Source organism: Dongia sp. (genome assembly GCF_041918875.1).
In the GTDB taxonomy this organism is placed as follows: Bacteria; Pseudomonadota; Alphaproteobacteria; order Dongiales; family Dongiaceae; genus Dongia.
Genome location: NZ_JAYRUV010000008.1, coordinates 18,200 through 43,931, shown reverse-complemented (window position 1 = coordinate 43,931; position 25,732 = coordinate 18,200). Strand labels below are relative to the sequence as shown.

The 25,732-nt window shown below is 61.7% G+C and carries 26 protein-coding genes and 1 tRNA gene; 3 read left to right on the top strand and 24 right to left on the bottom strand.

Annotated features, from left to right (window positions below; all coding sequences use genetic code 11):
* Window positions 1–3: 3 nt before the first annotated feature.
* The 6 genes from ACE3TY_RS10060 to ACE3TY_RS10035 form a co-directional block, all read right to left on the bottom strand.
* Window positions 4–1,203, bottom strand: a complete 1,200-nt coding sequence (locus tag ACE3TY_RS10060; RefSeq protein ID WP_374652894.1) for an acyl-CoA dehydrogenase family protein — start codon at window positions 1,201–1,203, stop codon at window positions 4–6.
* A 12-nt stretch (window positions 1,204–1,215) separates the two neighbouring features.
* On the bottom strand, window positions 1,216–1,980 hold the full coding sequence (locus ACE3TY_RS10055; RefSeq protein ID WP_374652893.1) for an SDR family NAD(P)-dependent oxidoreductase: 765 nt from the start codon (window positions 1,978–1,980) through the stop codon (window positions 1,216–1,218).
* A 513-nt stretch (window positions 1,981–2,493) separates the two neighbouring features.
* Window positions 2,494–3,024, bottom strand: a complete 531-nt coding sequence (ppa, locus tag ACE3TY_RS10050) for an inorganic diphosphatase (RefSeq protein ID WP_374652892.1) — start codon at window positions 3,022–3,024, stop codon at window positions 2,494–2,496.
* A 165-nt stretch (window positions 3,025–3,189) separates the two neighbouring features.
* Window positions 3,190–3,570 (bottom strand): hypothetical protein, encoded by a 381-nt coding sequence (locus tag ACE3TY_RS10045; RefSeq protein WP_374652891.1) that lies wholly within the window; start codon window positions 3,568–3,570, stop codon window positions 3,190–3,192.
* A 144-nt stretch (window positions 3,571–3,714) separates the two neighbouring features.
* A complete protein-coding gene (locus ACE3TY_RS10040) occupies window positions 3,715–4,089 on the bottom strand; it encodes a hypothetical protein (protein WP_374652890.1) in 375 nt (124 codons plus the stop codon).
* A gap of 126 nt (window positions 4,090–4,215) precedes the next feature.
* Window positions 4,216–4,689 (bottom strand): PAS domain-containing protein, encoded by a 474-nt coding sequence (locus ACE3TY_RS10035; protein ID WP_374652889.1) that lies wholly within the window; start codon window positions 4,687–4,689, stop codon window positions 4,216–4,218.
* A 155-nt stretch (window positions 4,690–4,844) separates the two neighbouring features.
* On the opposite strand from ACE3TY_RS10035, the gene ACE3TY_RS10030 reads away from it, so the two are divergent.
* Entirely contained in the window at window positions 4,845–5,564 is a 720-nt protein-coding gene (locus tag ACE3TY_RS10030) for a GntR family transcriptional regulator (RefSeq protein ID WP_374652888.1), read from the top strand.
* Here ACE3TY_RS10030 and ACE3TY_RS10025 read toward each other — a convergent pair.
* From ACE3TY_RS10025 to ACE3TY_RS09995, 7 genes are all read right to left on the bottom strand, one after another.
* Window positions 5,561–6,571: a DUF1513 domain-containing protein gene (locus ACE3TY_RS10025; protein ID WP_374652887.1), complete on the bottom strand. Its 1,011-nt coding sequence runs from the start codon at window positions 6,569–6,571 to the stop codon at window positions 5,561–5,563. The genes ACE3TY_RS10030 and ACE3TY_RS10025 overlap by 4 nt on opposite strands.
* Window positions 6,568–7,680 (bottom strand): imelysin family protein, encoded by a 1,113-nt coding sequence (locus ACE3TY_RS10020; protein ID WP_374652886.1) that lies wholly within the window; start codon window positions 7,678–7,680, stop codon window positions 6,568–6,570. Before ACE3TY_RS10020 ends, ACE3TY_RS10025 begins: the two co-directional genes overlap by 4 nt.
* A gap of 9 nt (window positions 7,681–7,689) precedes the next feature.
* Window positions 7,690–9,060 (bottom strand): di-heme oxidoredictase family protein, encoded by a 1,371-nt coding sequence (locus ACE3TY_RS10015; protein ID WP_374652885.1) that lies wholly within the window; start codon window positions 9,058–9,060, stop codon window positions 7,690–7,692.
* Entirely contained in the window at window positions 9,050–10,507 is a 1,458-nt protein-coding gene (locus ACE3TY_RS10010; RefSeq protein WP_374652884.1) for a multicopper oxidase family protein, read from the bottom strand. Before ACE3TY_RS10010 ends, ACE3TY_RS10015 begins: the two co-directional genes overlap by 11 nt.
* Before the next feature lie 104 nt (window positions 10,508–10,611).
* Window positions 10,612–11,898 (bottom strand): imelysin family protein, encoded by a 1,287-nt coding sequence (locus ACE3TY_RS10005; protein ID WP_374652883.1) that lies wholly within the window; start codon window positions 11,896–11,898, stop codon window positions 10,612–10,614.
* Between the two features lie 138 nt (window positions 11,899–12,036).
* Window positions 12,037–12,540: a hypothetical protein gene (locus ACE3TY_RS10000; RefSeq protein ID WP_374652882.1), complete on the bottom strand. Its 504-nt coding sequence runs from the start codon at window positions 12,538–12,540 to the stop codon at window positions 12,037–12,039.
* Between the two features lie 110 nt (window positions 12,541–12,650).
* Complete coding sequence (locus ACE3TY_RS09995) at window positions 12,651–13,583, bottom strand: 2-hydroxyacid dehydrogenase (protein WP_374652881.1); 933 nt, start codon at window positions 13,581–13,583, stop codon at window positions 12,651–12,653.
* Window positions 13,584–13,673: 90 nt separating this feature from the next.
* On the opposite strand from ACE3TY_RS09995, the gene ACE3TY_RS09990 reads away from it, so the two are divergent.
* Window positions 13,674–15,059 (top strand): aspartate aminotransferase family protein, encoded by a 1,386-nt coding sequence (locus ACE3TY_RS09990; protein WP_374652880.1) that lies wholly within the window; start codon window positions 13,674–13,676, stop codon window positions 15,057–15,059.
* A 231-nt stretch (window positions 15,060–15,290) separates the two neighbouring features.
* Window positions 15,291–15,827, top strand: a complete 537-nt coding sequence (locus ACE3TY_RS09985; protein WP_374652879.1) for an N-acetyltransferase family protein — start codon at window positions 15,291–15,293, stop codon at window positions 15,825–15,827.
* A 101-nt stretch (window positions 15,828–15,928) separates the two neighbouring features.
* Here the strand turns inward: ACE3TY_RS09985 and ACE3TY_RS09980 are convergent.
* The 11 genes from ACE3TY_RS09980 to ACE3TY_RS09930 all read right to left on the bottom strand — a co-directional run bounded on the left by ACE3TY_RS09980 (window position 15,929) and on the right by ACE3TY_RS09930 (window position 25,724).
* Window positions 15,929–16,004, bottom strand: a tRNA-Val gene (locus ACE3TY_RS09980).
* A 46-nt stretch (window positions 16,005–16,050) separates the two neighbouring features.
* Window positions 16,051–16,323 carry an HU family DNA-binding protein gene (locus ACE3TY_RS09975; protein ID WP_374313106.1) on the bottom strand — a complete coding sequence of 91 codons (273 nt, stop codon included), beginning with the start codon at window positions 16,321–16,323 and terminating at the stop codon, window positions 16,051–16,053.
* A gap of 156 nt (window positions 16,324–16,479) precedes the next feature.
* Window positions 16,480–18,891, bottom strand: a complete 2,412-nt coding sequence (gene lon, locus ACE3TY_RS09970) for an endopeptidase La (RefSeq protein ID WP_374652878.1) — start codon at window positions 18,889–18,891, stop codon at window positions 16,480–16,482.
* Between the two features lie 351 nt (window positions 18,892–19,242).
* Entirely contained in the window at window positions 19,243–19,698 is a 456-nt protein-coding gene (locus tag ACE3TY_RS09965; protein ID WP_374652877.1) for a type II toxin-antitoxin system RatA family toxin, read from the bottom strand.
* Window positions 19,699–19,710: 12 nt separating this feature from the next.
* Window positions 19,711–20,664 carry a lipoyl synthase gene (lipA, locus tag ACE3TY_RS09960; RefSeq protein WP_374653033.1) on the bottom strand — a complete coding sequence of 318 codons (954 nt, stop codon included), beginning with the start codon at window positions 20,662–20,664 and terminating at the stop codon, window positions 19,711–19,713.
* A 7-nt stretch (window positions 20,665–20,671) separates the two neighbouring features.
* Window positions 20,672–20,899, bottom strand: coding sequence for a hypothetical protein (locus ACE3TY_RS09955; RefSeq protein WP_374652876.1), 228 nt, complete (start codon window positions 20,897–20,899; stop codon window positions 20,672–20,674).
* A 28-nt stretch (window positions 20,900–20,927) separates the two neighbouring features.
* Entirely contained in the window at window positions 20,928–22,328 is a 1,401-nt protein-coding gene (gene lpdA / locus ACE3TY_RS09950; RefSeq protein WP_374652875.1) for a dihydrolipoyl dehydrogenase, read from the bottom strand.
* A 13-nt stretch (window positions 22,329–22,341) separates the two neighbouring features.
* The gene (locus ACE3TY_RS09945) at window positions 22,342–22,695 is read right to left on the bottom strand and encodes a hypothetical protein (protein WP_374652874.1); all 354 of its coding nucleotides are present in this window, start codon (window positions 22,693–22,695) and stop codon (window positions 22,342–22,344) included.
* Between the two features lie 15 nt (window positions 22,696–22,710).
* Window positions 22,711–22,986 (bottom strand): hypothetical protein, encoded by a 276-nt coding sequence (locus ACE3TY_RS09940; protein WP_374652873.1) that lies wholly within the window; start codon window positions 22,984–22,986, stop codon window positions 22,711–22,713.
* Window positions 22,987–23,042: 56 nt separating this feature from the next.
* The gene (locus ACE3TY_RS09935; RefSeq protein WP_374652872.1) at window positions 23,043–24,350 is read right to left on the bottom strand and encodes a pyruvate dehydrogenase complex dihydrolipoamide acetyltransferase; all 1,308 of its coding nucleotides are present in this window, start codon (window positions 24,348–24,350) and stop codon (window positions 23,043–23,045) included.
* Between the two features lie 15 nt (window positions 24,351–24,365).
* The gene (locus tag ACE3TY_RS09930) at window positions 24,366–25,724 is read right to left on the bottom strand and encodes a pyruvate dehydrogenase complex E1 component subunit beta (protein ID WP_374652871.1); all 1,359 of its coding nucleotides are present in this window, start codon (window positions 25,722–25,724) and stop codon (window positions 24,366–24,368) included.
* Window positions 25,725–25,732 lie beyond the last annotated feature (8 nt).

Below are 25,732 nucleotides of genomic sequence, written 5' to 3'. Positions count from 1 at the left end.
TACTCAATCCCATTTCCAGAAATCGCGGCCCTCGGTCGCGAGATGCTGCGCGAGAATCATCTTATGAACTTCGGATGCGCCATCGACCAGGCGCGCCTGCCTTGCGTAGCGGTAGATCCATTCGAGGACCGTATCCTTGGAATAGCCCTTGGCGCCCAGAAGCTGGATGGCCGTATCGGCCGCCTTGTGCAGGCAGTCGGCCACGGCGACCTTGGCCATCGACACCTCCTTGCGCGCGCGGCGGCCGAGATCGAGCTGATAGGCGGCGTTGAAAGTGAGGAGCCGGCCCATCTGCACCTGCATGGCGGCTTCGCCCAGCATCCATTGCACGCCCTCATGTTCCATCAGCGTGGTGCCGAAGGCCACGCGGTGCTGAACATGCCGGCAGGCGATGTCGAGGGCGCGCTTCGACAGGCCGAGCCAGCGCATGCAATGCGTGAGGCGCGCGATGCCGAGGCGGATCTGCACGGCCTTCATCCCTTCGCCCACGCCCATCAGGCGGTTCTCGTCGGGAATTTCGAGGCCGTCGAGAATGAGTTCGCAATGGCCGCCATGTTCCTCCGGCCCCATGATCGGAATGCGGCGCTCGATGCGCCAGCCGGGCTGGCCGCGGTCGAACAGGAACGCCGTGAGGCCGCGGCGCGGATCGTCGGAAGTGCGCGCCAGCAGGATGAAATGCTCGGCCGCCTCAGCCCCAGTGATGAACCATTTATGGCCGTGCACGATCCACTTGCCGCCTTTCTTCTCGGCCGTCGTGCGCATCATGCCGGCGGGATCGGAACCGGAGCCGGGCTCTGGCTCGGTCATGACGATGGCGGAACGTGCCTCGCCATGGACGATGGGCATCAGCCAGCGTTCCTGCTGTTCGGGTGTCGCCACGCGCGCCAGCAGGTGGATGTTGCCATCGTCCGGGGCGGCGATATTGAAGCAGGCGGGACCGAAGATGGAGCGGCCGGCGGCTTCGTAGATCGGCACCAGCTCGGTGAATTTGAGACCCTTGCCGCCGAGTTTTTCCGGCAGCTGGAAATTCCACAGGCCCGCCGCCAGCGCCTTGGCGTGCAGGCGCTGCAGCAGATCCTCGCGGATATTGTCGCCGGCATCGAAATTGGCGCGATCGCCTTCCAGCGGGATCACATGTTCGTCGAGGAAGGCATCGATCTGGCGGACATAGTCGGCCGCGCGCGGGCTGAGCGAGAGTTCCATGAGCGGGCCTTTCTAGAGACTCGAATTGAGATGACCGCCATCGACGGCGAGAACCGTCCCCGTCATGTAGCGGGAGGCCTCGGAAGCCAGCAGCAGGAGCGGGCCGTCGAGATCGTCAGGGGCGCCGAGCCGCCGCTGCGGAATGCGCTTGATGAGGGCGGCACCCGCCTCGGTGGCGAAGAATTCGTCGTTGAGCGCGGTGCGGATATAGCCGGGCGCCAGCGCATTGACGCGGATATTGTGGCGTGCCCATTCCAGCGACAAGGCGCGCGTCATCTGGATGAGGCCTGCTTTCGAGACCGCATAAGGCAGCGTCTGGCTGGCGACACGCAGCCCCAGGATCGAGGCGATGTTGACGATGTTTCCGGGCCGCTTGGCCGCGACCCAGCGGCGGGCAGCTTCCTGGGACGCCAGCCAAGCGCCCTTGAGGTTGGTATCGATCACCGCATCCCAATCGTCGTCAGGAAGATCGAGCGACGGTGCGGTGAGCGAGATGCCGGCATTGTTGACCAGGAGCGAAATGGGCCCGAGCGCGTTCTCGGCGGCGGCGAAGGCGGCGTTGATGCCTTGGGGCAAGGTAATGTCGCCCGTGACGGCGGCGGCCTTGCGGCCGCTGGCGCGGAGTTTTTCGGCCTCGGCCGCGACCAGGTCGCCGCGCCTTGCCATCAGCACGACGCCGGCGCCGGCTTCCGCCAGCACGGTCGCGAAATGCCGCCCGAGATCGCCGGAGGCACCCGTTACCAGCGCCACCTGACCGGAGAGAGAGAAATCCGCCATCGCCGCCCCTGCCGTTCCAGGCTCAAGGAATCTTTTTCTTCCGCAGCACTATGCCCGCTGGCACGCATGGAGGGAAAGGGTGCGTCGACAAAATGAAACCCGCCGCGGCCTCGGCCCGGCGGGTTTCGCTTCGATTTGTCGCGGGGATCTAAATGGGCGGAATTGGGATTGGGGAGAACCCCCTTTTCGCCGCCGCCCTCAGGTCCGCCCGGTGGCTGGGGATCGGACCCCTCGGTATCCCCGGTTCTCAGAGCTGAGTTTTCAATCTGCTGTCAGAGCCAGATTGTCGGGACGTATCGCCGGTGGAGTCATGTTTCTTACGCACCCTCCCTGGTTAGAGTGGCCGGGATCATCTTCCGCTGATGCCAGCTCTCCCCTCTCTCCTGAAGAAAGGAAGCGGCGCTGGAAGATTCCAGAAACGACACCGCCTGCTTCGCACAGAGCGCGGGAAAAGTCAAGGGTTACGCAATAAATATGCGCGTTTTGCGCAGTAATTATTCCGTTTATTGCGACTTATTTGTGTGCGCCCGCCTCGATCGCCTTGCGGATCAGGTCGACCGCTTCCTCGGTCTCGGCCCAGCGGGCGAACTTCACCCACTTGCCCTTCTCCAGATCCTTATAGTGGCTGAAGAAATGCCGGACCTGTTCGCGCAGAACCTCCGGCAGGTCGCGATAGGAACTGACATTCGAGTAGAAGGGATGCAGCTTGTCGACCGGAACTGCGATGATCTTCTCGTCGCCGCCAGCCTCGTCTTCCATCATCAGGCAGCCTACGGGGCGCGAGCGCACCACGGCACCCGGAACGACCGGCGTGGGGCCGAGGACGATGATGTCCAAAGGATCGCCATCACCGCCCAAAGTATGCGGGATGAAGCCGTAATTGCCGGGATAGAACATCGCCGTATAGAGGAAACGGTCGACGAACATCGCACCCGATTCCTTGTCGAGTTCGTATTTCACCGGCGTGCCGCCGAGCGGAATTTCGATGATGGCGTTGAGGTCGTAGGGCGGGTTCTCGCCGATCTTGATCTTGCTGATGTCCATAATGGTCTCTTTCGGGCTGAAGCCGCCATCCGGCGGCTTATGCTGCACTGCAAATAATGACCAATACCCTTGCTCTGCAAGAGAAAAGCACGCCGGGACAGCCAGGTCACAAAAAAACCCCGCTTCCGCCCAGGCGGCAGCGGGGTTCTTTTTGACATTGAACCATCAGTTCAAGACGTTATAGCCGCGCCCCGCCATGCAGCGACGATAGACATCACGCTGGTTCTGGACGCCGGTGACCGCACCGCCGCCAAGGCCCAGGGCGCCGCCTGAGGCCGCGCCGAAAGCAGCACCTTCGCCAGCGCTAACACCACCCACCAGGGCGCCCGTGATGGCACCCAGGGCCGCACCGGCCGCAGCGCCGCCGACGGCGCCGACAGCAGCGTCGCCGACCGGGCTGACCTGATTGGCGTATTGTTCGCACTCGTAATTGTCCTGGGAATAGCGCGACTGATCGACCCCCTTGGTGTCGACCATCGGCTGGCTGTAGCTGGAACAACCCGCCAGCAACGAGGCCGTCAGAACAGCCGCCACGATCCGTTTCATCTTGAAGATCCTTTCTGCTTTCCGTCCCGGCGCCGGGCCGTTTTGCCTAGCCGCCAGATAGCCACTATTTCACACGTAGTATAGAGCGTTTCCCTACCCTACCGCACAGTCAAATTTAAGTGAGCGTAGGCCCCCGGGAAGGGGTTAGTAATACGTCGAATAGCCGCGGCCGCGCATGCAATTGTTAAGCACCTGCTTCTGGTTCTGGGTGCCGGTATAAGCCCCGCCCGCAAGGCCCAGGACGCCGCCGGCGGCAGCACCCACCGCGGCCCCCTCGCCGACCGACACGCCCTTGAACAGGGCACCGGAGAGGGCGCCCAGCGCGGCGCCGCCGGCAGCGCCGCCGATGGCGCCCACGGCCGCGTCCTGAACGGGGCTGACCTGATTGGCGTAGGCCTGACACTCGGCCAAATCCTGGTTATAGGTGTTGGCGCCGCCCTGCTGGTAGGGCTGATAGGTCTGCGCAAAGGCGGTGGACGTCAGCAGCATCAAGGCGCCAGCCAAAACAAAGCGTTTCATGATCTGATCCCTTTCCCAACCGATGAGGCCATTCGGCCCGTTGGTTCAAGAATTAGGGTATCTCCGGATTTTGCGCAGTGACCGGGAGCACAGGTTCGGCGTGACGAAGCGCACAGATGGGCGGGGTCAGTCCCAGTGTGGGGTGAGGGCAACCATCAGCTGGTCAACCTGCCGGCCGTCCGAGGATTGCGGCAGCATCACCACTTCGTAGTGAATCAAGCGGCCGGCATAGGGAACCTGGCGCTGGAAATAGAGCGGGCGCCCTTCGTCCACTGCACGGGTGAAGCTGCGATGGGCCAGCGCGTAATATTCGGGCGGGAAGCTCTCATCGAGATAGCGGCCGGTGCAATCGACCCCGAACAGATCAACCTGGCGCGTGCCGTCGAGGCGACACCGATAGCGCCGGGGGTCATCTTCGACATCGTAGAGACTGAGATCGCCCAGGGCATATTTCATCTGGATAGGATCGAAGTCAGCCCGGCTCGGCCAGCGGCGGCCCGCTCTCTTTTCGTCCCACAGCGCGACGATCCGCTTGAGAGTCGGGTGTTCGGCAGCCGCGATAATCCCAGCTACGTCCTCATCCATATCCGGCGTACTCACCCCCATGAGGTTCCGGAGTATGGACGCCTTTCCCATGCCGAATCCAGCCGGAAAGGAGACCCTTTGCCGAGCGAGCTATATACAGCTCTATTGACACCAAGCATGGGCAGGATAGTTAGGATGCAGTGTTAGAATCATGGACTTCATACCTGATCATGCAACAGGCGCGCGGCACGAAGAAACGAGGCAGGAAGCTGTCGGCGGACGAAATGGCGAACGGTCGCGCCGTTTCGCCGACGCAAATCTATGAGCAGCTGCGCCAGCGCATTGCCACGCGCACCTATCCACCGGGCACGCGCCTCAGTGAATCGGAGCTGGCGACGGAATTCGGCCTCAGCCGTACGCCCGTGCGCCAGGCGCTGCAGCGGCTTGCCACCGACGGACTGGTCAGCATCAAGAACGGCGTCGGTGTCACTGTTACGGATCTGGACCGCACCGAAATCGACCAAGCCTACTATCTGCGTTGCCAGCTTGCAGCGATGATCGGGCATACCAATCCACGCCCCTTGTCCCACAAGGACCTGGCCGAGCTGAAGGCCGTGCATCTGCGCGTCAAGACGCTGCTGGGGCGCCGCGGCGGCATGCCGCTCGCGGAATTCTCGGAATTGTGCGAGCGGTTCCATAATATCGTCAATAACGTCATCGGCTCGCGCATGCTGCGCGACTTCATCGAGATCCTTTATCACCAGACCGATCGCTTCTGGTTTGGCTGGATGAACGAAGCCGATATGCGCGCCGAGGTCACGCACTTCCTGCACGAAGTCGAGGAAACGCAGCGTGCGCTCGAAATCAACGATTTCGAAGCCGTGGGCTATATCCGCCGCAACCACATCACCATGATGCTGGCGCGCATGGCAGCGCTGCGCGAAACCTAGACGAGAGCCGCAACCGATGACAAATGATTGTCCCACTGAACGCCGTCGGCCGTAGACAGGGTCGCAACGCTTATCCCAGCCTGACTGGCGGCCGTGACCAGCAGTCGGTGGCCGTGACCCGAAGTCAGCAGGAATTGGCCCGGCCCGCTACCTGCGGCGACGCCGCAGACGTCGGCAAGCTCCGCCGCTCCAAGGTAGTCGCCGCTCTTTGTCCAGAAGACCGCAAGACCGCCGCGGGGCGACGTTGCACAGACAATCTCGCCAGAACGATCGACCGCGATGCTGCCGATATAGCCGGCAAGGCGCCGATGGATGTCGCGCGGCAAATCGAACGCCGTTGCGCCGCCGGACCGGTCCATCGCAAAAACCAGCGGGCGCAGATCCGTCGCCGGATCCTGGTCCTGCGCACCGCAGACGATCCGACCGTCGCTTAGCCGCGCGAGATGACGCAAGGAGAGTGTTTCTAGATCCTCCTCCAGCACAGTCTTGCCGATCAGGTCGCCATTCGCGGCGTCGATGCATACCAGGCTGGAGTCGATCGGATCGGTCGCATTGCGATCGACGATACCGCCATTGCCAACGACGAGGTTGCGCCCATTTTCCAACCAGAGCAATTCATGGGGCTCGATACCATAAGTCGAAAAACGCCGCCGCAACATGCCGGTTGCGACGTCGTAGACACCGATCGCACCGCGTTGCCCCTTGCCCTCGCTCTGCGTGGTGTAGAGCTGATCGCCGGCGGCGGAGAAGATTCCATGGCCGTCAAAAGTGCAGTCCGGCAGCGGCACGAGTACACGCAGGACAGCACCCGTGCGGAAGTCGCAGACCGATATGCGCGGTCCGGGCTTGCGGCCGATCACGGCGCAGATGTGGCGCGCGGGATCGACCGGTATGTCGTGGGCGCGGTAATCCAGGCAGCATTTCCATAGCTTTTCTCCCCGATCATTGAGCGCAACGGCTGCAAAGCGGGAGTCAAGGCCGCAAGCGGCAAGATGGGTGGCGATCACGACCCATCCCCGTCCAGCTCGTTGAAGCCGAGTGTGATACCGATTGCAGGCGGAACCTGCTGACGCAGAAGATCGCGCAGATGGTTCACCTTGACCAGGAAGTCGGTGACAGACTTGCGCTTTTCCGGATGGCTGACGGCATCCGGCAGATTGCCGCCGACAGCCTCAGCCGCGGCAATCGCATCGTCGAACGCCTTGGCCAGGCTCTGCTTGAGATCGGTCCGACCGACGCCGAGAAGTTCGGCGAATCCGCCATTATCCAGAACCGAGCGGCGCGCCGTCGCCAGATTGATGAGGATGTTGCGCATCGAACGGCCCGAGCGCCACTGTTCGGCTGCTTTGGGTTTTGCGCTGGCTGCGTCGGCTCCGCCCAAGGTGGCACCGGTCTTTTGTTCGGCCACGATCTGCATGATGGTGAGGAGGTTGGTGTAGGATTGCGCCGTCCCCTCCTCCGGATTGGCGGCGAAAATTGACGCGGCCTTTGCGGGAATCTTCAGATTCGCGCTCCATACGGATTTCGTTTCCTGTGCGATGGCATTGAGATTGTGAGCGATGGCCGCGAGGACGGCGCGACGACGGCCTGACATGTCACCTTTCAGCAGGTCCCGCCCGTCATCTTCGCCGAACAGGATTCGCTCAAGCGCCGGCAAACCCTGGATGGCAACACTGCCGGCGGCGAATTCCCCTGCCGCCAAGCCTTCGCCCCCCTTCACCCCCAGCAGAGAATGCAGCTGCTTCTCGACGATGTTGCGGCGTTCCGGCCAATAGGCGAAACGCTCCGAACGCTGTTCCTGTGCCAAGGCGCCGATGCGGAACTGTTGTGACGCCGCCCAGGCATCAGCGATATCGCCAAATCCGTTCTTGAGAACCTCCAGCCCCGCCTCGTCCGGCGCGGTCGCGAAAGTATCGACCTGTGCTGCAAAGGAGGTCGTCGCCGCATTGAGATTGTCGAAGGCAGGCAACACAATCTGGGCGCCATAGCCGGCGTTGAAGGTTCCGAAATCGGCCATCTCGGCACGTGCTCCGCGCGCAAGCGCCGGAGCCATGCCGGCAGCAAGAATGGCGGCCAATGTCTGGCGTCGTGTGATGCTGTCGGGGCGGTCCGTCATGTTTGGCTTTCACAGACTGGAGAGAAATGAAATCAGCGCCTGGCGGTCAGCCGCCGGCAGGCTGGCGACACGGTCGCGCGCGGGCAAGGCTTCGCCGCCATGCCAAAGGATCGCTTCCAGGATGTTGCGCGCCCGGCCGTCATGGAGCAATGCCGCATCGGCATTGTGAACCACAGCCCAGCGCAGGCCCCAGAGTGGCGCCGTTCGCCATTCGCGGCCCTCGGCATTGCCTTCCATGAGATCCTCAGCCAGCCCGTCGCCCATATCGTGCAACAGCAGGTCCGTATAGGGCGCAATGTGGCGCGTCCCGTCGCTGCCATCTGGCCATTGAATGTCGTAGCCAGCCGCGTGGCAAGACACGCAACCCGCCGCCGCGAAGATGTCACGACCTTTCCGCAGGGTTTCGGGTGCCACATCCTGCCTTGGGCCGTCCGGCAATACCGCTTCGGCAACGAAGCGGTCGAGAACCCTGGTCAAGGTGCTGGTGACTTCCAGATCCTCGAATTGAGCGGAGGCCCCGCTTGGGGCGGCGCGACAGAGTTCCTGGCGTTCGGTGCATTCGCCATAGGCGTCGGTAAAGAGGGGCGTCGATAGACCCATATCGGCGAAGAAGGCATGTGCATTCTGCATTTCCACGGTGGGCTGGACCGCTTTCCAGCCGAAGCGGCCGAGCACCTGCCGATCGGCGCTTAGCCAATGGAGGCGCCCGGAGATGCCGTCGCCGTTCTTATCTTCAGGATCCGCCATTGCCTCTATCGCGGCGACAGGAATTCGGCCCAGCGGCCCCATGCCATGAATGGCAGGCGCCAGGCGCAGGCCGGTCACCGTCTGCGGCGCAAGCGGGCCGTCGGCAAGATTGCCGAGCGTCACGACCGGCCGCTGCAGGGACACGACCGTCCCGTCGGCAAGTTTCGTTTCCGCCGCGGCGAAGTCGAAAGCAAAACTGCCTTCTGGCGGTATGCCGCGCGCCGCCTCGGTCTGCAGCTGATGCCCATAGAGCGGGTCGGCAGCACCGTTCTTCTTGCTGCCCAGGCGGACAAGCAGCGAGGGGCTCATTGTACCGTCCTTGTTGAACAAGGTTCCGTGCGCGCCGCCAGGGTGACAGGCAGCACAGGAGCGCGCGTTGAACATCGGGCCGAGACCGTCCGCGGCTTCGGTCGAAGACGGTGCCGACACCCAGATGCGCTCGAAGATCGACTGGCCGATTACATTCTCCATCCGCGCCACGGCATCGTCGCCAAGTGCTGGATCGCGGATGACCTTGACGACGTGATTGGGCTTTGCGGGCTCGTCGGCGCGGACGGGAACGAACGTTGCCGCCGACAGCGCGCAGATAGCAAGAAGCGCGAAGGCGGATGCGGTCCCGGTCCTACGCCACACGATAGATTCCCATCATGCCGGTGTCCTGATGCTCGATGATATGGCAATGAATCATCCAATCGCCGGGATTGTCGGCGACCAGGGCGATCTTCACACGTTCCTTGGGCGCCACCAAGGTCGTATCGGCGAAATGCGGCAGGATATCGCCCTTGCTGGACGAAAGAACCTTGAACGTATGGCCATGGAGATGCACCGGGTGCATATGTGGCGTCTGATTGATGAGCTCGACGATATAGGTCTCGCCGCGCCGAAACGTGACCAGGGGCGGCGGCAGAACTTCGTGCGACTGGCTGGGCCAGGGCTGGCCGTTAAGGGCCCAGAAGGTTCTCGGCGCCAAGCAAAGGGCGTCGGCATAGCGAAGGACCGATCCATCCGGCAGAACAAGATCGAGCGGCAAGTCGGCTGGCGCCGAACTGGCACTGAGACGCAGCTGGAAAGTCTCGGCACCGTCGAGCCGCGGCTCGGGTATGGCAGCCGGCTTCAGCGGTGCCGGTTCGAAATCCGGTCGAACCAGCGCCTCGCCAACCGCTTCAAGCTCGGCCATGACGACCGGCTGAGGCGCATAATAGTTGACAAGCTGAATGCGGGTGCCGGACTTCGCGGGGGCACGCAAGGTCAGATCGGCGCGCATGGCGGGGCCCATGCGCCACGATTTCAGTTTTTGCGGCGCGAGCGCATTGCCATCGGTGGCGATCAGCCAGGCCTCGGCGCCCATCACGCCGAGATCGACGATGCGCGACATATCGACGTTGAGGAAGCGGATACGGATGTCGCCGCCTGCCGGCACTTTGAAGACCGGCCGCACCTGATCGTTGACCGTGCGATGATCGCCGAAGGTTCCCGCCTTGCTGGCGCCGGCATCGGTCAGCATCGGCAAGTACCTGCCCGCCGCATCGATGCGCCAGTCGCGATAGACACAGACGAGATCGTGATCGTGCGGACGCGTTTCGTCGCCTTCGACGATGAGAATGCCGGCGAGGCCATGGCCCAGCTGTTCAACCGTGTTGCAATGAGGATGGAAGAAAAATGTACCTGTATCAGGCGGCCGGAACCGATAGGTGAAGCTCTCGCCCGGCATCACCGGCGGCTGCGTCAGGTAAGGCACGCCGTCCATGGCGATCGGCACCCGAATACCGTGCCAATGGACGGTCGTGTGTTCGCGAAGTCGATTGCCGAGAGTTGCTTCGACCCACTCGCCGTGCTTGATGCGGAGAATGGTCGGGCCGTCACCATAGTCGAGCACATCGGTGGGCGCAGCGGGCGCGGGGATGAGCTGACGCGGCCTGGGCCCGGCGTCAAGAGCGAACTTCCGGACCCTGGCATCGGGCGGCATGGCCGGTGCCTGCGGATAGGGTTGTCCCGCCCCCTTTCCGCCCTCCGCCAAGGCCCAGCCGCCGGCATAACCGCAGGCAGCCGCAAGAACGACGCCGCCGAGTGACTGAATCACTCGGCGGCGGTTGATCGGGCTATGACCCGGTAGCCTAGGCATGTCTCGCAAGACCCATCCTGCGATCGTCCCGTTCAATCAGCGTTGGGCGATCTCTCGCCTCATTACTGGCTCACGGCGGAAGGATTGTCGAGGCTGTCGGATCCTTCCACGCTGATCTTGAGGCCAAGTGCCGCAACCGCGGCTTCAACTGCATGCGCCTGGGCGACCAAGGTCGTGACCACATTGTCGACGATCTTGTTCCCGTCCGCATTGTCCGGGCCGATCATCTGGTCATAGGCCTCCTTGCCGCTGTCAGCGGTATCCTTCATAACCTGCATCGCCTTGCTGGCGTCGGCCATGGCGGCAATCACGCGGTCGCCCACCTTGGCATCCTTGGCGGCAACCAGATCCTTGACGCTCGGCCCCTTCACCACGCTGCCGTCGGCGCGGGTGTAGCTGCCGTTGTAGATGTCGACCATGCCGACTTGGTCGTAATAGTGCGAGTTGTGCGTATTGTCGCTGAAGCAATCATGCTCCTCTTCCGGATCGTGCAGCATGAGGCCGAGCTTGGTGCGTTCGCCGGCGAGTTCGCCATAGGAGAGGCTGCCGAGGCCGGTCAGGATGCCGGCAATACCTTCCTTGGCATCGCCCTTGACCAAGCGCTGGCGGGCCGCGCCACTTTCGGCCCAGGTGCCCTGCATCTGGCCGAGATCTTCGATGAGAAGATCGGTCGCGGCCTTCAGATAGGCAGCGCGGCGGTCGCAATTGCCATTGGTGCAGTTCTTGGCGTCATAATCGCTGGCCGGACGGTTGCCGGCGCCCGGACCGGTGCCGTTGAGATCCTGGCCCCAGAGCAGGAACTCGATGGCGTGATAGCCGATGGCGACATTGGCCTCGTTCTCACCCACTTCCTGCAGCGACTGCAGCAGCTTCTTGTCGATGGTGCCGGCGTCGACCTTGTCGGCGCCGATCTGCAGTTCCTTGTTGGCGATGACGTTGAGCGTATAGAAGGGATTGCTGTCCGAACTGTCGCCATAGGAGGCGCCGTCGACATAATCGATCAGACCTTCGTCAAGCGGCCAGGCGTTGACGAGGCCTTCGAGGTCGTCGACCTCCGGATTGCCGAAGCGGAAGCCTTCGGTACGCATGTAGGCCGGACGGGAGTCGATCCATGCCTGACGGGCGGCCTTGAGATTGGCGTCGGTCGGTTCCGCAATAAGCTTGTCGACCGCAGCCTGCAGCTTGCCAGCCGATAAGATGGCGTCGCCATACATGGCCTCGGCGATATCGGCATAGGTCTTCAGGATTGCGGCCTGGTCCGGCACCTCGGCATTGGCGCAGCCGCCCGCAAAAAGGCCCAATCCCATCGCCATGGCCGTTCCAGCCAACAGTTTCCGCGCTTTCGTCATCTGCCCCTCTTTGGAATTAGAATGGAAATGCAACTCATATGCAACTTACTAGCCCAGGCCAGAAGCTTTTGCAACTCATTCGCATTTACAGATACTTAGGTTCGGGAAAGGGCCTTTCCCGGATCAAGCGGCCCCGGATCAGGCAGCCTTGGCTTCCCTGGCCTGCTGGCCGGTCATGCGCTCGATCTCGGCCCAGGCAGTCCGAACCGCCTGGTCGGCCTCGGGGCTGCTCTCCTTGCGCATATACTCGCGCAGGCCCCGGTGAAAACCGCGGATGAATTTGTCGACTTCCAGTTTATGACGGCGCAGGAAATCGCGCCGGAAAAGAATACGCTTGATCAGATCGAGCGACATTTCCTCGTCCGGAACCGAACTGACGATCGCGAAAGCGGCGCTGACCAGGGCAAAGCGCTGGGCGCTTTCATTCTGGACCTCGTATAGGGCATCGAGCGTATACGATTCCTGCTTCTTCTCCTTCTCGGCGATGAGTTCTGTCATCGCGTCGCCTGAGACGTCTTGCATGCGCTCGTTATATTCGAATTCGAGCACCATGACGGCCTGCTCGGCCCGCTTCACTGCCTCGTAAGCGAGATCGAGTTCGGCCTTGGCCTCTTCGATAAGATGATGCCGCCTGATTGCCAACCGGGCTTGCTCCACGCTTCACCGACCGAAGAGGTCGGCAAGTTTCCGCAGCATGCGTCGAAGCCTGTTAAAGCCAGGTTAAATCGACGCATCCAAGTACCTGAACAGGATCAATATCCTTTAGTCACATCCACCTGGTTGAGAAGCGGCTGGCCGCTCATGGCGCGGCGGTAGTTCTCAAGAATATCGTCCGCACCCGTGCCGGCCCGGGTAATCGCCGCGACGTGCGGCGTCAGGGTGACGTGGGGATGCCGCCAGAACGGATGGCTTTCAGGCAGAGGTTCCTCGCGGAAAACGTCGAGAATAGCGCGGCGGATGCGACCGCTGTCGAGGGCGGCGATGAGGTCCGGCTCGTTGAGCTGCGCGCCCCGCCCGACATTGACGAGCACCGCGCCCTGCGGCAGATGCGCAAAGCGCCTGGCATCGAGAATGTTCTCCGTCTCCGGCGTCAGCGGCAGGAGGCAGACGAGGATATCGAGGTCCTTGAGGAAGTCCGGCAGGGCCGAAGCTCCGGCAAAGCTGGTGATGGCGGATCCCGCCTCTTTGGGCGACCTGCTCCACCCGCGAACGGCGAACCCAAGTGCGCTGAGCTTGATGGCGATATCAATACCGAGCGTGCCCAGCCCCAGAATGCCGACGCGGCAGTCCTGCGCGCGGCGCGGCAGCGTCTCCAGCCAGCGCGCCTCTTTCTGCGCAGCGCGCAGTTCGGGGCCACGGCGCCAATCGTCCAGCACCTGATAGACGACAAACTCCGTCATGCTGCCGGTCAGACCGCGATCGACCATCCGCGCGATCGGCACACCGGCGGGAAGTCCCGCCGAGCGCAGCAAATGGTTGACGCCGGCCCAGGTCGACTGGATCGCCTTCAGCTTGGGGAAGATCGAGAGATCGCCCGGCGACCGGCCGCCGACGATGACGAAATCGACGGTGGCCGGATCGCCCCAATCCGGCCAGAAGCGGATGTCGAGACTTTGATCGAGTGCCCGCAACGAATCTGTCCATTGCGCGGCCTCTTCCGCTTCCGCCGCATATAGAATCGCCATCTTCTCCCTTACCCGCATCACGACCGCGCTTGACTCCCGGTCCACCCGCTTGGCATGACCGATGGCCATAGCAGCCAAAGGGAGCGCCGAATGTCAACCGCGGCCACAAGCGACAAGGTCGAAACACACAGCAAGGTGATGGACTGGGAGCCCGGGCGACTGCCGAAGGTTGATTACGGCGAGGGCTGCTACATCTTCGATACCCATGGCCGGCGCTATCTCGACGGTTCAGCCGGTCCCGCGGTCTACGCCCTAGGCCATGCCAACAAGGAAGTGAACGATGCGATCAAGGCACAGCTCGACCGTATCGCCCATGGCTATCGCTACACCTTCACCAGCGATCCGCTGGAGGAACTGACGGCGATCGTGGCCGGGCGCTGCGGCGGCGGCCTACGCAACATGACGTTCAACACCAGCGGATCGGAGGCGGTCGAATCGGCGCTGAAGATCGCGCTGCAGTACCAGACGGCCATCGGGCAAAAAAGCCGGCGCCTGTTCATCAGCCGCGAGCGCTCGTGGCATGGCAATACGATGGGCGCCACTTCGATTTCAGGCTTTGCCGCCCGGCGCGCGGCCTTCGAGGGCGCGTTGATGCCCTCCCACCTGCTCTCCCCGGCCAATGTCTATCGCCCGCCGGCGGGCTATCTGGCCCAGAGCGGCGGCCGGATCGATCCGGTCGCGGTCGGCCAATATTGCGCGCGGGAGCTTGAGGACAAGATCCTGGAACTGGGTCCCGACCGCGTCGCCGCCTTCATCTTCGAACCCGTGGTAGGGGCCGCCGGCGGCTGCGTTCCCGCCCCGCCGGGCTATGCCAAACTGGTGCGCGGCATCTGCGACAAGCATGGCGTACTGATGATCGCCGACGAGGTCATGTGCGGATCTGGCCGCACCGGCACCTGGCGCGCACTGGCGCATGACGGCGTCGAGCCGGACATCATGACCGTGGCCAAGGGCCTGGCCGCCGGCTATGTGCCGCTGGGCGGCACGATCTATCACGACCGCCTGAAGGGCCCGATGTTCGCCAAGGATGGGGGGCTTCTCACGGGCCACACCTTCACCGGCCACACCCTGGCCTGCGCGGCGGGCGTCGCCGTACAGAAGATCATGCTCCGCGACCATCTAGTCGAAAAGGTACACGATGACGGGCTCTATTTCGAAACACTCCTGCGAGCGGCATTCGCCGGTCATCCGAATGTCGGCGATATCCGTGGGCGCGGTTTTTTCTGGGCGATCGAGATGGTCGCCGACCGGGCGGCCAAGACCCCGTTCGATCCGGCACTGGCCATCTATCAGCGCCTGCGCGACCGCTGCTTCGCCAACGGGCTCATCTGCTATCCGGTAGGCGGCAATGTCGATGGCGTGGCTGGCGATATCGCCATCATGTCGCCACCCTATATCGCCACGCGCGCCGAACTGGGAACGATCGTCGAGATCATGAAGGCCAGCCTCAATCGGGTTCTGGAGGATGTCCTGTAAGAAAAAGTCGACCACCGACCTTTTGTCCGCATTTACTCACACGATGATGGAACGCTGGTCATCCATTTTCAACGAATTGCCTGTTACAGTGGAGTTGTTGCGGTAAGGGGCGCCTGCCCTGCAACCGCAGGTACAGTTCCACAGACCATCTCGACCCCCCTTAGAACGACTCGCCGGCATCCCCCCGATGCCGGCGTTTTCTTTTGCCGGCCAAGGGCTCATGATGAACTCATGCAAGCCGACCAGGACAGGCCGACAGCCAGCATAAGGATCGCCCGCGCCGAGGACGCGGACGGTATCGCCAGGGTGCATGTCGAAAGCTGGCGCGACGCCTATGCCGGTCTCCTCCCCGAACGGCACCTGCTGCAGCTCGATCCCCGACGCCACATCATCGGCTGGACCCGCACGCTGGCGCGTGCCGACGACCGGCGGCATACCCTGGTCGCTATTGCCGAGGGCGAGGTCGTGGGTTTCGCCACCTTCGGCCCGGCACGCGAAGGCCGCCCAACTGCCGAGGGCGAGGTCTACATGCTTTATGTCGCCACCGACTGGCGCGAGATGGGTATCGGCCGTCAACTCGTGCAGGCGGCCTTTGTCGCGCTGTGGGAGACCGGCAGCCGCGCCGCCAGCATCTGGTGCCTCGCGGAGAATCACGCCGCCATCGGCTTCTATAAACGCATGGGTGGGCAACGCATCGCGGCGCCGCGTGAGGAATATGTCGGCGGTGCCGTGTTTCCGGTGGTGGGGTTCAGGTGGGAACTGAGCTAGAAGGCCCTGCAACCCACAGACAACCCGTTTGGCTCCGGGTTGCAACCAATGTCTCCGGTACGACCTGTTACCCATGTCTCCGGACCGGACGAAGCGAAGGCTGGTGGGCGATGACGGACTCGAACCGCCGACATTCTCGGTGTAAACGAGACGCTCTACCAACTGAGCTAATCGCCCCCAGGTCGCAGACTCACGAGATGAGTCTGCTCCGGTGTTCCACTACTTAGTTGATCGCGTCCTTGAGGCCCTTGCCGGCCTTGAACTTCGGCTGCTTGGACGCGGGAATCTGAATCTCCTCGCCAGTGCGCGGGTTGCGGCCCACACTGGCCTCACGCTTGGCGACATGGAAATTACCGAAGCCGACGAGACGCACTTCCTGTTCGGCCTTGAGCGAGCGGGTGATGGCATCGAACACGGAATCGACGGCCTTGGCTGCATCGGCCTTCGACAAACCTGTATCCTGCGAGACTTCGGCGATGAGATCGTTTTTATTCACGGATAACCCCTTTATTACTGGATCGCTTAGCCCTGCTCGCCCATCCCCGCAAGAAGGCGCGCGGATATTAGAACCGGGCCGGTCCAAAAATCAATCGCGGCACCGAGGGTTTTTGCCCTGGGTGCCGCGATTTAATTGAGACAAATCAACGAAAGATCAATGCGTGACGATGCCGCCGACCTCGTCTTCGCCGTCTTTCTTGACGGTATGATCGACTTCCGGAGGCTCGACCCATTCGATCGGCGTCAGCGGATTGACCAGTGCGTTCTTCAACACTTCATCAACCGCCTGAACCGGAATGATGTGCAGGCCTTTCTTCACATTCTCCGGGATATCGGCAAGATCCTTTTCGTTTTCACTGGGGATCAACACCGTCCTGATGCCGGCACGAAGCGCTGCCAGCAGCTTTTCCTTTAAACCGCCGATCGGCAGCACGCGACCGCGCAAGGTGACTTCGCCCGTCATCGCCACATCGCGGCGTACCGGGTTTCCGGTGAGGACCGAGACGATGGTGGTGACCATGGCGATACCGGCCGAGGGACCATCCTTGGGCGTCGCACCTTCCGGAACATGCACATGGATGTCCTTGCGATTGAATACGGTCGGCTTGATGCCGAATTCAATCGAACGAGACTTCACGAAGGATTCGGCGGCCTGCACCGATTCCTTCATCACATCGCCGAGCTTGCCGGTGGCGATGACACGACCTTTGCCGGGCACGGTCACGGCTTCAATCGTCAGAATCTCGCCGCCAACTTCCGTCCAGGCAAGCCCCGTGGTGACGCCGACCATGTCGGTGAGTTCGGCTTCGCCGTAACGGAACTTGCGCACGCCGGCATATTTGCCGAGATTGCGGCGGTTGATGGTGACCTTCTTGAGATTCTTCATCAGAATCTCTTTGATCGACTTGCGCGCGAGATTGGCGATCTCGCGCTCCAGGTTACGCACACCGGCTTCGCGCGTGTAATAGCGCACGAGGTCGCGGATGGCGTCTTCCGAGAGCACCCATTCGCCCTTCTTCAGTCCGTGATCCTTGATCTGCTTCGGGACCAGGTGACGAAGCGCGATCTCGACCTTCTCATCCTCGGTGTAACCGGGAATGCGGATGATCTCCATGCGGTCCAGGAGCGGCTGTGCCATACGGAGGCTGTTGGCCGTCGTGATGAACATGACATCCGACAGGTCGTAATCGACCTCGAGATAATGGTCGTTGAAGTTCACGTTCTGCTCGGGGTCCAAGACCTCAAGCAAGGCCGATGACGGATCGCCACGATAATCCGAACCCAGCTTGTCGATTTCGTCGAGCAGGAAGAGCGGATTGGACGATTTCGCCTTCTTCATCGCCTGGATGATCTTGCCCGGCATAGAGCCAATATAAGTGCGCCGGTGACCGCGGATTTCCGCTTCGTCACGCACGCCGCCGAGGCTGATGCGCGAAAAGGTGCGGCCCGTGGCACGCGCGATCGACTTGCCGAGCGAGGTCTTACCTACACCCGGAGGGCCGACGAGGCACAGGATCGGCCCCTTGATCTTCTTTTGGCGCTGCTGCACGGCCAAATATTCGAGGATGCGCTCCTTGACCTTCTCCAGGCCGTAATGATCCTCGTTGAGCACCTTCTCAGCGAGCTTGATGTCGCGCTTCACCTTGGTCGGCTTGTTCCACGGAATGGAGAGCAGCCAATCGAGATAGTTGCGCACGACCGTGGCTTCGGCCGACATCGGGCTCATGGTGCGAAGCTTCTTCACCTCGCCCATGGCCTTCTCGGCCGCTTCCTTCGAGAACTTGGTCTTCTTGATGCGATCTTCGATTTCGGCCACTTCGTCGCGGCCTTCCTCGCCCTCGCCGAGTTCCTTCTGAATGGCCTTCATCTGCTCATTCAGATAGTACTCGCGCTGGGTCTTCTCCATCTGGCGCTTCACGCGGCTGCGGATGCGCTTTTCAACCTGGAGCACGCCGATCTCGCCTTCCATGAAGGCATAGACCTTCTCCAGCCGCTCGGCGACCGTGGCGCATTCCAGTATCTCCTGCTTTTCAGGGATCTTGAGTGCCAGGTGCGAGGCGACCGTGTCGGCGAGCTTGGCCGCATCCTCGATCTGATTTATCGAAACGAGGACTTCGGGCGGAATCTTCTTGTTGAGCTTGATGTATTGTTCGAACTGAGAGACGACCGAGCGCGCGAGCGCTTCGATCTCCTTGCCTTCGAGCGGCGCGTCGACGATCAGTGCCGCCTCGGCAACGAAAAAGGCGTCATTATCGACGAACTTCGTGATGCGGGCGCGCTGTCCGCCCTCGACCAGCACCTTGACGGTGCCGTCGGGCAGCTTCAGGAGCTGCAGAACCGTACCGACCGTGCCGACCTCGTAGATGTCGCCGGCGCCGGGATCGTCCTGGGCGGCGTTCTTCTGCGTGGCCAAGAGGATCTGCTTGTCTTCCTTCATCACATCCTCGAGGGCCCGCACGGATTTCTCGCGGCCGACGAAGAGCGGCACGATCATGTGGGGGAAGACCACGATGTCGCGCAATGGCAGGACTGGGTAATTCTGTGTCTTTGGGGAGGTCTCGGACATAATGATTCTTTGCGCCTTTTCTCAATAGCGGCAGACTATCCCTGGGACCTACGGCCCGCAACCGGGGCCGTTAGCCTCGCTCATCCGGCCCCGATCTAAGTGGCGCATCGGGAAACGAACTCTCGGGAGGGTACCGTCGTTCCGTTAACAATTTGGGCAACCGTTAACGCGCATTCAAGTGCGACCTGCACGCCGGAGCAGATCTTTGAAAGAACGTCGAAGATGCTACGCAATTCCCGGGCCTGCGGATGGCGGGAACCGGGCGCTTTGTGGGTTACGTAGAATTTTTTATTTTATTATCAAAGTGAAAATAAACTCTCTTCATCTCACCCAAATCGAATTTTCGGAGATTCAGGACACTGAAACCGGTCCATAGAGCTGTCGGGCCCGGGCCTCGAATGCAGCGACCATGCGCTTCACTGCCTCGTGAAACAGCACGCCGATCAGTTTCTGCAGCACCACCGATTTGAACTCGAACTCCAGGTAAAACCCGATTCGGCACTGACCGCCGCCGATGTCGGTGAAGGTCCAATGATTCTTGAGATAGCGGAACGGCCCGTCGACGAATTCGACATCGATGCGCAGATCCTGCCGGTTCAGCCAGACTTTGCTGGTGAATTTTTCCCGCACCATTTTGAAGCCGATCATGAGGTCGGCCAGAATCATGTCGGCTCTCGCCTCGCGAATGCGGGCGCCGGTGCACCAGGGCAGGAACTCAGGATATTTTCCGACATCTGCCACCAAGTCGAAAATCTGGTCGGCACGATAGGGAAAGATCCGTTCCTCGGTATGCGTACGCGCGGTCATGCTCGTTCGATATCAGACCGCGGCCGCCAATTGTGCTTCGCGCGCGGCACGAAGCCGCTGGAAATCCTCGCCCGCGTGATGCGAGGAACGCGTAAGCGGCGATGAAGCCACCAACAGGAATCCCTTCCCCTGCCCCATCCGCTTCATCTGGCCGAACTCCGCCGGCGTCACGAAGCGGTCGACATGGTGGTGCTTCTTGGTCGGCTGCAGATACTGGCCGATGGTCAAGAAATCGACCTCCGCCGCACGCAGATCGTCCATCACCTGGCCAACCTCTTCCACGGTTTCGCCCAGGCCCACCATGATGCCGGACTTGGTGAAGAGCGAGGGGTTGATCTCCTTGGCACGATTGAGGAGCCGCAGCGAGTTGTAGTAGCGCGCACCCGGGCGCACCCGGCGATAGAGCCGCGGCACGGTTTCGAGATTGTGATTGAAGACGTCCGGCGCCGCGTTGGCAACGATCTCGATCGAGCCGGGCTTCCTGAGGAAGTCCGGCGTCAGGACTTCGATCGTGGTCGCAGGCGTCAGCTCGCGGATGCGGCGGATTGTCTCGGCAAAATGCGCAGCGCCGCCGTCTTCGAGATCGTCGCGGTCGACCGAGGTGATGACGATATGCTTGAGGCCAAGGCCGGCACAGGCCTCGGCCACATGGGCAGGCTCATGCGGGTCGAGCTTGTCCGGGCGCCCAGTCGCCACATTGCAAAAAGCACAGGCACGGGTGCAGACGGAACCCAGGATCATCACGGTCGCGTGTTTCTGCGACCAGCACTCGCCGATATTCGGGCAGGCTGCTTCTTCGCACACGGTGTTGAGGCCGAGCCTACGCATCAGTGTGCGGGTATTGCCATACTCTTCGCCACCCGGTGCCCGGACGCGGATCCAATCCGGCTTGCGCTGGACGGGCGAATCCGGGTGCTTGGCTTTTTCCGGATGGCGAAGGATGGGCGTTGTATCGGTCAAATCAATCTCTCAGCTAGAACACATCTTCAGAACGGGCGCGCCGCTCGACCGGCCAGGTCGTCAAAGCAAACACCCATAGCATGACCAGGTTCAAGAGCGGAACGATCCCGACCAGGATCCACCAGCCGGAATAACCGGCTTTCTGAATGATCCGTACATATGGGTACATCATGACGACGGTAAAGATGATCGCGATCAAGAAGTGCCAGATCGAGATAGACCCCATTTCACTCGGTTCCATGTAACTCCCCTCAGCAGATATCCATCGGCTAGATATGAATGGCCCGGCCGTAGGCGGCCAGTACCGCTTCGTGCATCGTCTCCGAAATGGTCGGATGCGGGAAGACAGTGTGCAACAATTCGGCCTCCGTTGTCTCCATGGTTCGCGCAATAGTGTAGCCCTGGATAAGCTCCGTCACTTCGGCACCTATCATATGCGCGCCCAGCAGTTCGCCGGTCTTGGCGTCGAACACGGTTTTCACCAGGCCTTCGGACTCGCCCAGCGCAATCGCCTTGCCGTTGCCGATGAAGGGGAAGCGGCCGACCTTGACCTCATGGCCCTTATCCTTGGCGGCTTGTTCGGTGAGGCCGACCGAGGCCACCTGCGGCATGCAATAGGTGCAGCCGGGAATGTTCCGGGTATCGAGCGGATGCACATCTTTGATACCGGCAATCTTCTCAACGCAGATGACACCTTCGTGGCTGGCTTTGTGGGCAAGCCAGGGCGCGCCAGTCAGATCGCCGATGGCATAAACGCCGGGCTCACCGGTGGCACCATAGCCGTCGGTGATGATGTGGGTCTTCTCGATCTTCACCTTGGTGCCTTCAAGACCCAGGTTCTCTACATTGCCGACGATCCCGACGGCCAGGATGACGCGATCGACAGTGATGTCCTGGGACTTACCGCCCGCCTCGATGGTCGCCGTCACATTGTCGGCGCCTTTCTTGAAGGCCTTCACATTGGCGCCGGTCATGATCTTCATCCCCTGCTTCTCGAACGACTTCTGGGCGAAGGCCGAGATTTCGGCATCCTCAACGGGGAGAATCCGGGGCATGACCTCGACCACCGTCACCTCGGCACCGAGATTGCGGTAGAAGCTGGCGAACTCGATGCCGATGGCGCCGGAGCCGACGACCAGCAGAGATTTCGGCATCACGTTCGGAACCATCGCTTCCTTGTATGTCCAGATCAGCTTGCCGTCCGGCTCAAGACCGGGGAATACGCGCGCGCGGGCCCCCGTGGCGAGGATGATGTTCTTGGCCGAGACGTCGGCAACCGGCTTGCCGTCTTTTTCGACCCTTACCTTGCCTGCACCAACGAGCTTGCCCTGTCCGTCAAACACAACGACTTTATTCTTCTTGAGGAGATGCTTGACGCCACCGGAGAGCTGGCCCGCTACCTTCCGCGACCGATCGACAATCTTGGCGAGATCGAAGGTAACGCCCGTCGCGGAGAAACCATAGGCATCGGCATGCTTCAGCAGATGTCCTATCTCGGCCGAGCGCAGCAACGCCTTGGTCGGAATGCAACCCCAATTGAGACAGATGCCGCCCAGATGTTCGCGCTCCACAACGGCAGTCTTGAGGCCGAGCTGTGCCGCGCGGATGGCCGCCACGTAACCGCCGGGTCCACCACCGATCACGACGAGGTCGAAAGAAGTATCCGTCATTGCGAGCTTCCCTCTATTGGGCCGTCAATTCCCTGATGCAGGCGAGTTCCGCCGCATCCGTTTGCTCTTCCGTCACATCGCTCGGCCTGAGCTTGCCGTCGATGGCATAGGTGTCAATGATGCGCGTCACGGCACAATCACAGACCGACATCACACGATCCGAATGCAATACGCTGGCAATTCCGGCCGACTTCGTCACTTCAGGCAGTCGCAGTTTGCATCCCAGCACCATCGCATCGTGATACTGTGAACGCGCTTCCGGCGTCGATACGTCGATGTCGCGCTGCATAACCCAGACGAACATCAAAGCGCTCAGGACGATGAGTGCCACAATGGCGACAAGCAGATATCGCGCGAAGGTCTTCATCCGTCAGTCGGCGCCCTATTTGCCCTGGCATTGGGAAAAATAGGGCATCATCTTCGAGGCAGCAGGATCCTGTTCCGGATCGTTCGCAAACGCGATCATCTCGCCGGCCGAAAGATGACTCACGACGGCTTGCGATGTGCATGCGCAATATTGTTTGATGCTCTCTCCTAGTCTACCGTCATCCAGGCGCTTCCCTTTCGACTTGGCTTGCGATTCCAAAGCCGCCACGCATTGGCCGCTGAAGTAGTCGAAGAATTGTTTTTCCAGCGGCGCACGGAGTTCCTCCGCCATGGCCGGCCCAGCAAGGACAAGTGCGACAAGACAAGTCGATATCAGACGACGCATGACTACACCAACATGCCGAGCGGCTGTTCGATCAGGCGCTTGAACGCGGCGAGGAATTCGGCACCGATCGCACCGTCGACCGCGCGGTGATCGACCGATAGCGTGCAGGTCATGACATTGGCGACGGCCAACTGCCCCTTGCGCACCACGGCCCGTTCCTCGCCCGCACCCACGGCCAGGATACAGGCTTGCGGCGGGTTGATGACTGCGCTGAAATCCTTGATGCCGAACATGCCGAGATTGGAAACCGAGAAGCTGCCGCCGGTATATTCTTCAGGCTTCAGCTTTCCCTGCTTAGCGCGGCCGGCGAGTTCCTTGATCTCGGCGGAAAGCTCGGTGATACGCTTTCTCTCGGCATTGCGCAGGATCGGCGTGATAAGGCCGCCGGGAATGGCAACCGCGACGGAAACATCGGCCGACTTGTACATCTTGATGCCGTCATCGGACCAGGAAGCGTTGGCTGTCGGAACCTGGACGAGTGCCAACGCGGATGCCTTGATAACGAAATCGTTGACCGAAACCTTGTAGGCAGCGGGCCCTTCCTTGGGCGAGGCCGCGTTCACTTCCTCGCGTAATTTGAGCAGCTTGTCGATCTCGCAATCGATGGTGAGATAGAAATGCGGGACGAACTGCTTCGATTCCTGCAGGCGCCGCGCGATCGTCTTGCGCATCGAAGTATGCGGAACCAGGTCGAACGCCGGTTCGCCGAACTGCGCTGCGCTGGAAATGACCGGCGCTGTCGCGGCCGCAGCTACCTTCGCGGTAGCCGGCGCCGGCTTGGCAGCGCCCTTGGGCGCGCCTTCAAGATCCGCCCTGACGATGCGACCGTTGGGGCCGCTGCCGGAGACAGTCGCTAGGTCGATGCCCTGCTGCTCGGCGACGCGTCTCGCGAGCGGCGTCGCGACAATGCGGCCGCCGGCTTTGGGAGCTTGCATACCCCCGTCCCGACCTCCCCCCTGAAGGAGGGAGGAGGGAGATTTAGCAGGCCCACCATTCTGCACCTCCCCCTTCGGGGGGAGGTTGAGTGGGGGCGAAGCGACGGGTGCCTTTACCGCACCGGCATCCTCGCCCTCTTCAACAAGGATGGCGATGACATCGTTGACCTTGACGCCCTGGGCACCGCCGGGAACCAGAATCCTGGCGAGCGTCCCTTCATCGACGGCTTCGACTTCCATGGTCGCCTTGTCGGTTTCGATCTCGGCCAGCACATCGCCGGCCTTGACCTGGTCGCCCTCTTTCTTCAGCCAGCGCGCGAGATTGCCTTCCGTCATGGTTGGCGACAGGGCGGGCATCAGGATATTGATTGGCATCAGACCCTCCCTCGTCTAGCGGTAGCAGACACGCTTGGCGGCATCGACAACCCAGTCGGGCTGCGGCAGCGCAAGCTTCTCGAGATTGGCCGCATAGGGCAGCGGCACGTCGGCGCCGTGAACGCGGGCAACCGGTGCGTCCAGATCGTCGAAAGCGAGCTCCATCATCAAGGCCGACAGTTCGGAGCCGATGCCGGCAAAAGGCCAGCCCTCTTCGACCGAGACCAGGCGATTGGTCTTCTTCACTGATGCGACGATGGTTTCGGTGTCGAGCGGCCGGATTGTACGCAAGTCAATGACCTCGGCCTCGATACCGTCCTTGGCGAGGATATCGGCCGCGGCAAGCGCCACCGCCACCATCTTCGAGAATGCCGTGATCGTCACATGCTTGCCGGGACGCACGATACGCGCCTTGCCGATCGGCACGATGAATTCGGGGTCCGTCGGCACGTCGAAGGATTGGCCGTAAAGAATCTCATTTTCGAGGAAGATGACCGGATTGGGATCGCGGATCGCCGACTTCAACAGACCCTTGGCATCGGCCGCCGAATAGGGCGAAACCACCTTGAGGCCCGGACAATGCGCGTACCAGCTGGCGTAACATTGCGAGTGCTGTGCGGCGACGCGCGAGGCAGCGCCGTTGGGGCCACGGAAAACGATCGGGCAGCCCATCTGTCCGCCTGACATGTAAAGCGTTTTCGCCGCCGAATTGATGAGATGATCGATCGCCTGCATGGCGAAGTTGAAGGTCATGAACTCGACGATAGGCCGCAGGCCACCGAAGGCCGCACCGACGGCGAGGCCGGCAAAGCCGTGCTCGGTGATCGGCGTATCTATGACGCGCTTGGGGCCGAACTCTTCAAGCAGGCCCTGGCTGACCTTGTAGGCACCCTGATACTCGGCGACTTCCTCGCCCATCAGATAGACCTTGGGGTCGCGCCGCATTTCTTCAGCCATAGCATCGCGCAAGGCTTCGCGGACTGTATTGGTCGCAGTAGGCCCGGTATATTCCGGCTCGGCGGCAGCTGTCGATTGCGCGATGGTCGGCGCGGCAACGGATGTCGGTGCCGCCGGAGCTGTCGAAGCCTGGGGCGTCGGCGATTTCGTCACCGGCGCGGTGCCTGTGGCTTCATCCTCGCCACGCAGGATAGCGATCGGCGCATTGACGGCGACATTTTCGGTGCCGGCTTCGACAAGTATCCGGTCAAGAACGCCCTCGTCGACGGCTTCCACTTCCATGGTCGCTTTGTCGGTCTCGATCTCGGCCAGGATATCGCCCGGCTTCACGGTGTCGCCGGCGGCTTTGAGCCATTTGGCGAGCTTGCCTTCGGTCATCGTCGGCGACAAGGCAGGCATCAGAATTTCTGTCGGCATGTGCGCTC

What these genes read in the sequence shown, in the direction of transcription:
- ACE3TY_RS10040 (WP_374652890.1), bottom strand. Translation starts at nt 4,089, where the DNA reads ATGAAACGCTTTGTTTTGGCTGGCGCCTTGATGCTGCTGACGTCCACC.
- ACE3TY_RS09985 (WP_374652879.1), top strand. Translation starts at nt 15,291, where the DNA reads ATGCAAGCCGACCAGGACAGGCCGACAGCCAGCATAAGGATCGCCCGC.
- ACE3TY_RS09935 (WP_374652872.1), bottom strand. Translation starts at nt 24,350, where the DNA reads ATGCCAATCAATATCCTGATGCCCGCCCTGTCGCCAACCATGACGGAA.
- ACE3TY_RS09940 (WP_374652873.1), bottom strand. Translation starts at nt 22,986, where the DNA reads ATGGCGGAGGAACTCCGTGCGCCGCTGGAAAAACAATTCTTCGACTAC.
- ACE3TY_RS10045 (WP_374652891.1), bottom strand. Translation starts at nt 3,570, where the DNA reads ATGAAACGGATCGTGGCGGCTGTTCTGACGGCCTCGTTGCTGGCGGGT.
- ACE3TY_RS09955 (WP_374652876.1), bottom strand. Translation starts at nt 20,899, where the DNA reads ATGGAACCGAGTGAAATGGGGTCTATCTCGATCTGGCACTTCTTGATC.
- ppa (WP_374652892.1), bottom strand. Translation starts at nt 3,024, where the DNA reads ATGGACATCAGCAAGATCAAGATCGGCGAGAACCCGCCCTACGACCTC.
- ACE3TY_RS10005 (WP_374652883.1), bottom strand. Translation starts at nt 11,898, where the DNA reads ATGACGAAAGCGCGGAAACTGTTGGCTGGAACGGCCATGGCGATGGGA.
- ACE3TY_RS10055 (WP_374652893.1), bottom strand. Translation starts at nt 1,980, where the DNA reads ATGGCGGATTTCTCTCTCTCCGGTCAGGTGGCGCTGGTAACGGGTGCC.
- ACE3TY_RS09945 (WP_374652874.1), bottom strand. Translation starts at nt 22,695, where the DNA reads ATGAAGACCTTCGCGCGATATCTGCTTGTCGCCATTGTGGCACTCATC.
- ACE3TY_RS09990 (WP_374652880.1), top strand. Translation starts at nt 13,674, where the DNA reads ATGTCAACCGCGGCCACAAGCGACAAGGTCGAAACACACAGCAAGGTG.
- ACE3TY_RS09995 (WP_374652881.1), bottom strand. Translation starts at nt 13,583, where the DNA reads ATGGCGATTCTATATGCGGCGGAAGCGGAAGAGGCCGCGCAATGGACA.
- lpdA (WP_374652875.1), bottom strand. Translation starts at nt 22,328, where the DNA reads ATGACGGATACTTCTTTCGACCTCGTCGTGATCGGTGGTGGACCCGGC.
- ACE3TY_RS09930 (WP_374652871.1), bottom strand. Translation starts at nt 25,724, where the DNA reads ATGCCGACAGAAATTCTGATGCCTGCCTTGTCGCCGACGATGACCGAA.
- ACE3TY_RS09965 (WP_374652877.1), bottom strand. Translation starts at nt 19,698, where the DNA reads ATGACCGCGCGTACGCATACCGAGGAACGGATCTTTCCCTATCGTGCC.
- ACE3TY_RS10020 (WP_374652886.1), bottom strand. Translation starts at nt 7,680, where the DNA reads ATGACGGACCGCCCCGACAGCATCACACGACGCCAGACATTGGCCGCC.
- ACE3TY_RS10060 (WP_374652894.1), bottom strand. Translation starts at nt 1,203, where the DNA reads ATGGAACTCTCGCTCAGCCCGCGCGCGGCCGACTATGTCCGCCAGATC.
- lon (WP_374652878.1), bottom strand. Translation starts at nt 18,891, where the DNA reads ATGTCCGAGACCTCCCCAAAGACACAGAATTACCCAGTCCTGCCATTG.
- ACE3TY_RS10030 (WP_374652888.1), top strand. Translation starts at nt 4,845, where the DNA reads ATGCAACAGGCGCGCGGCACGAAGAAACGAGGCAGGAAGCTGTCGGCG.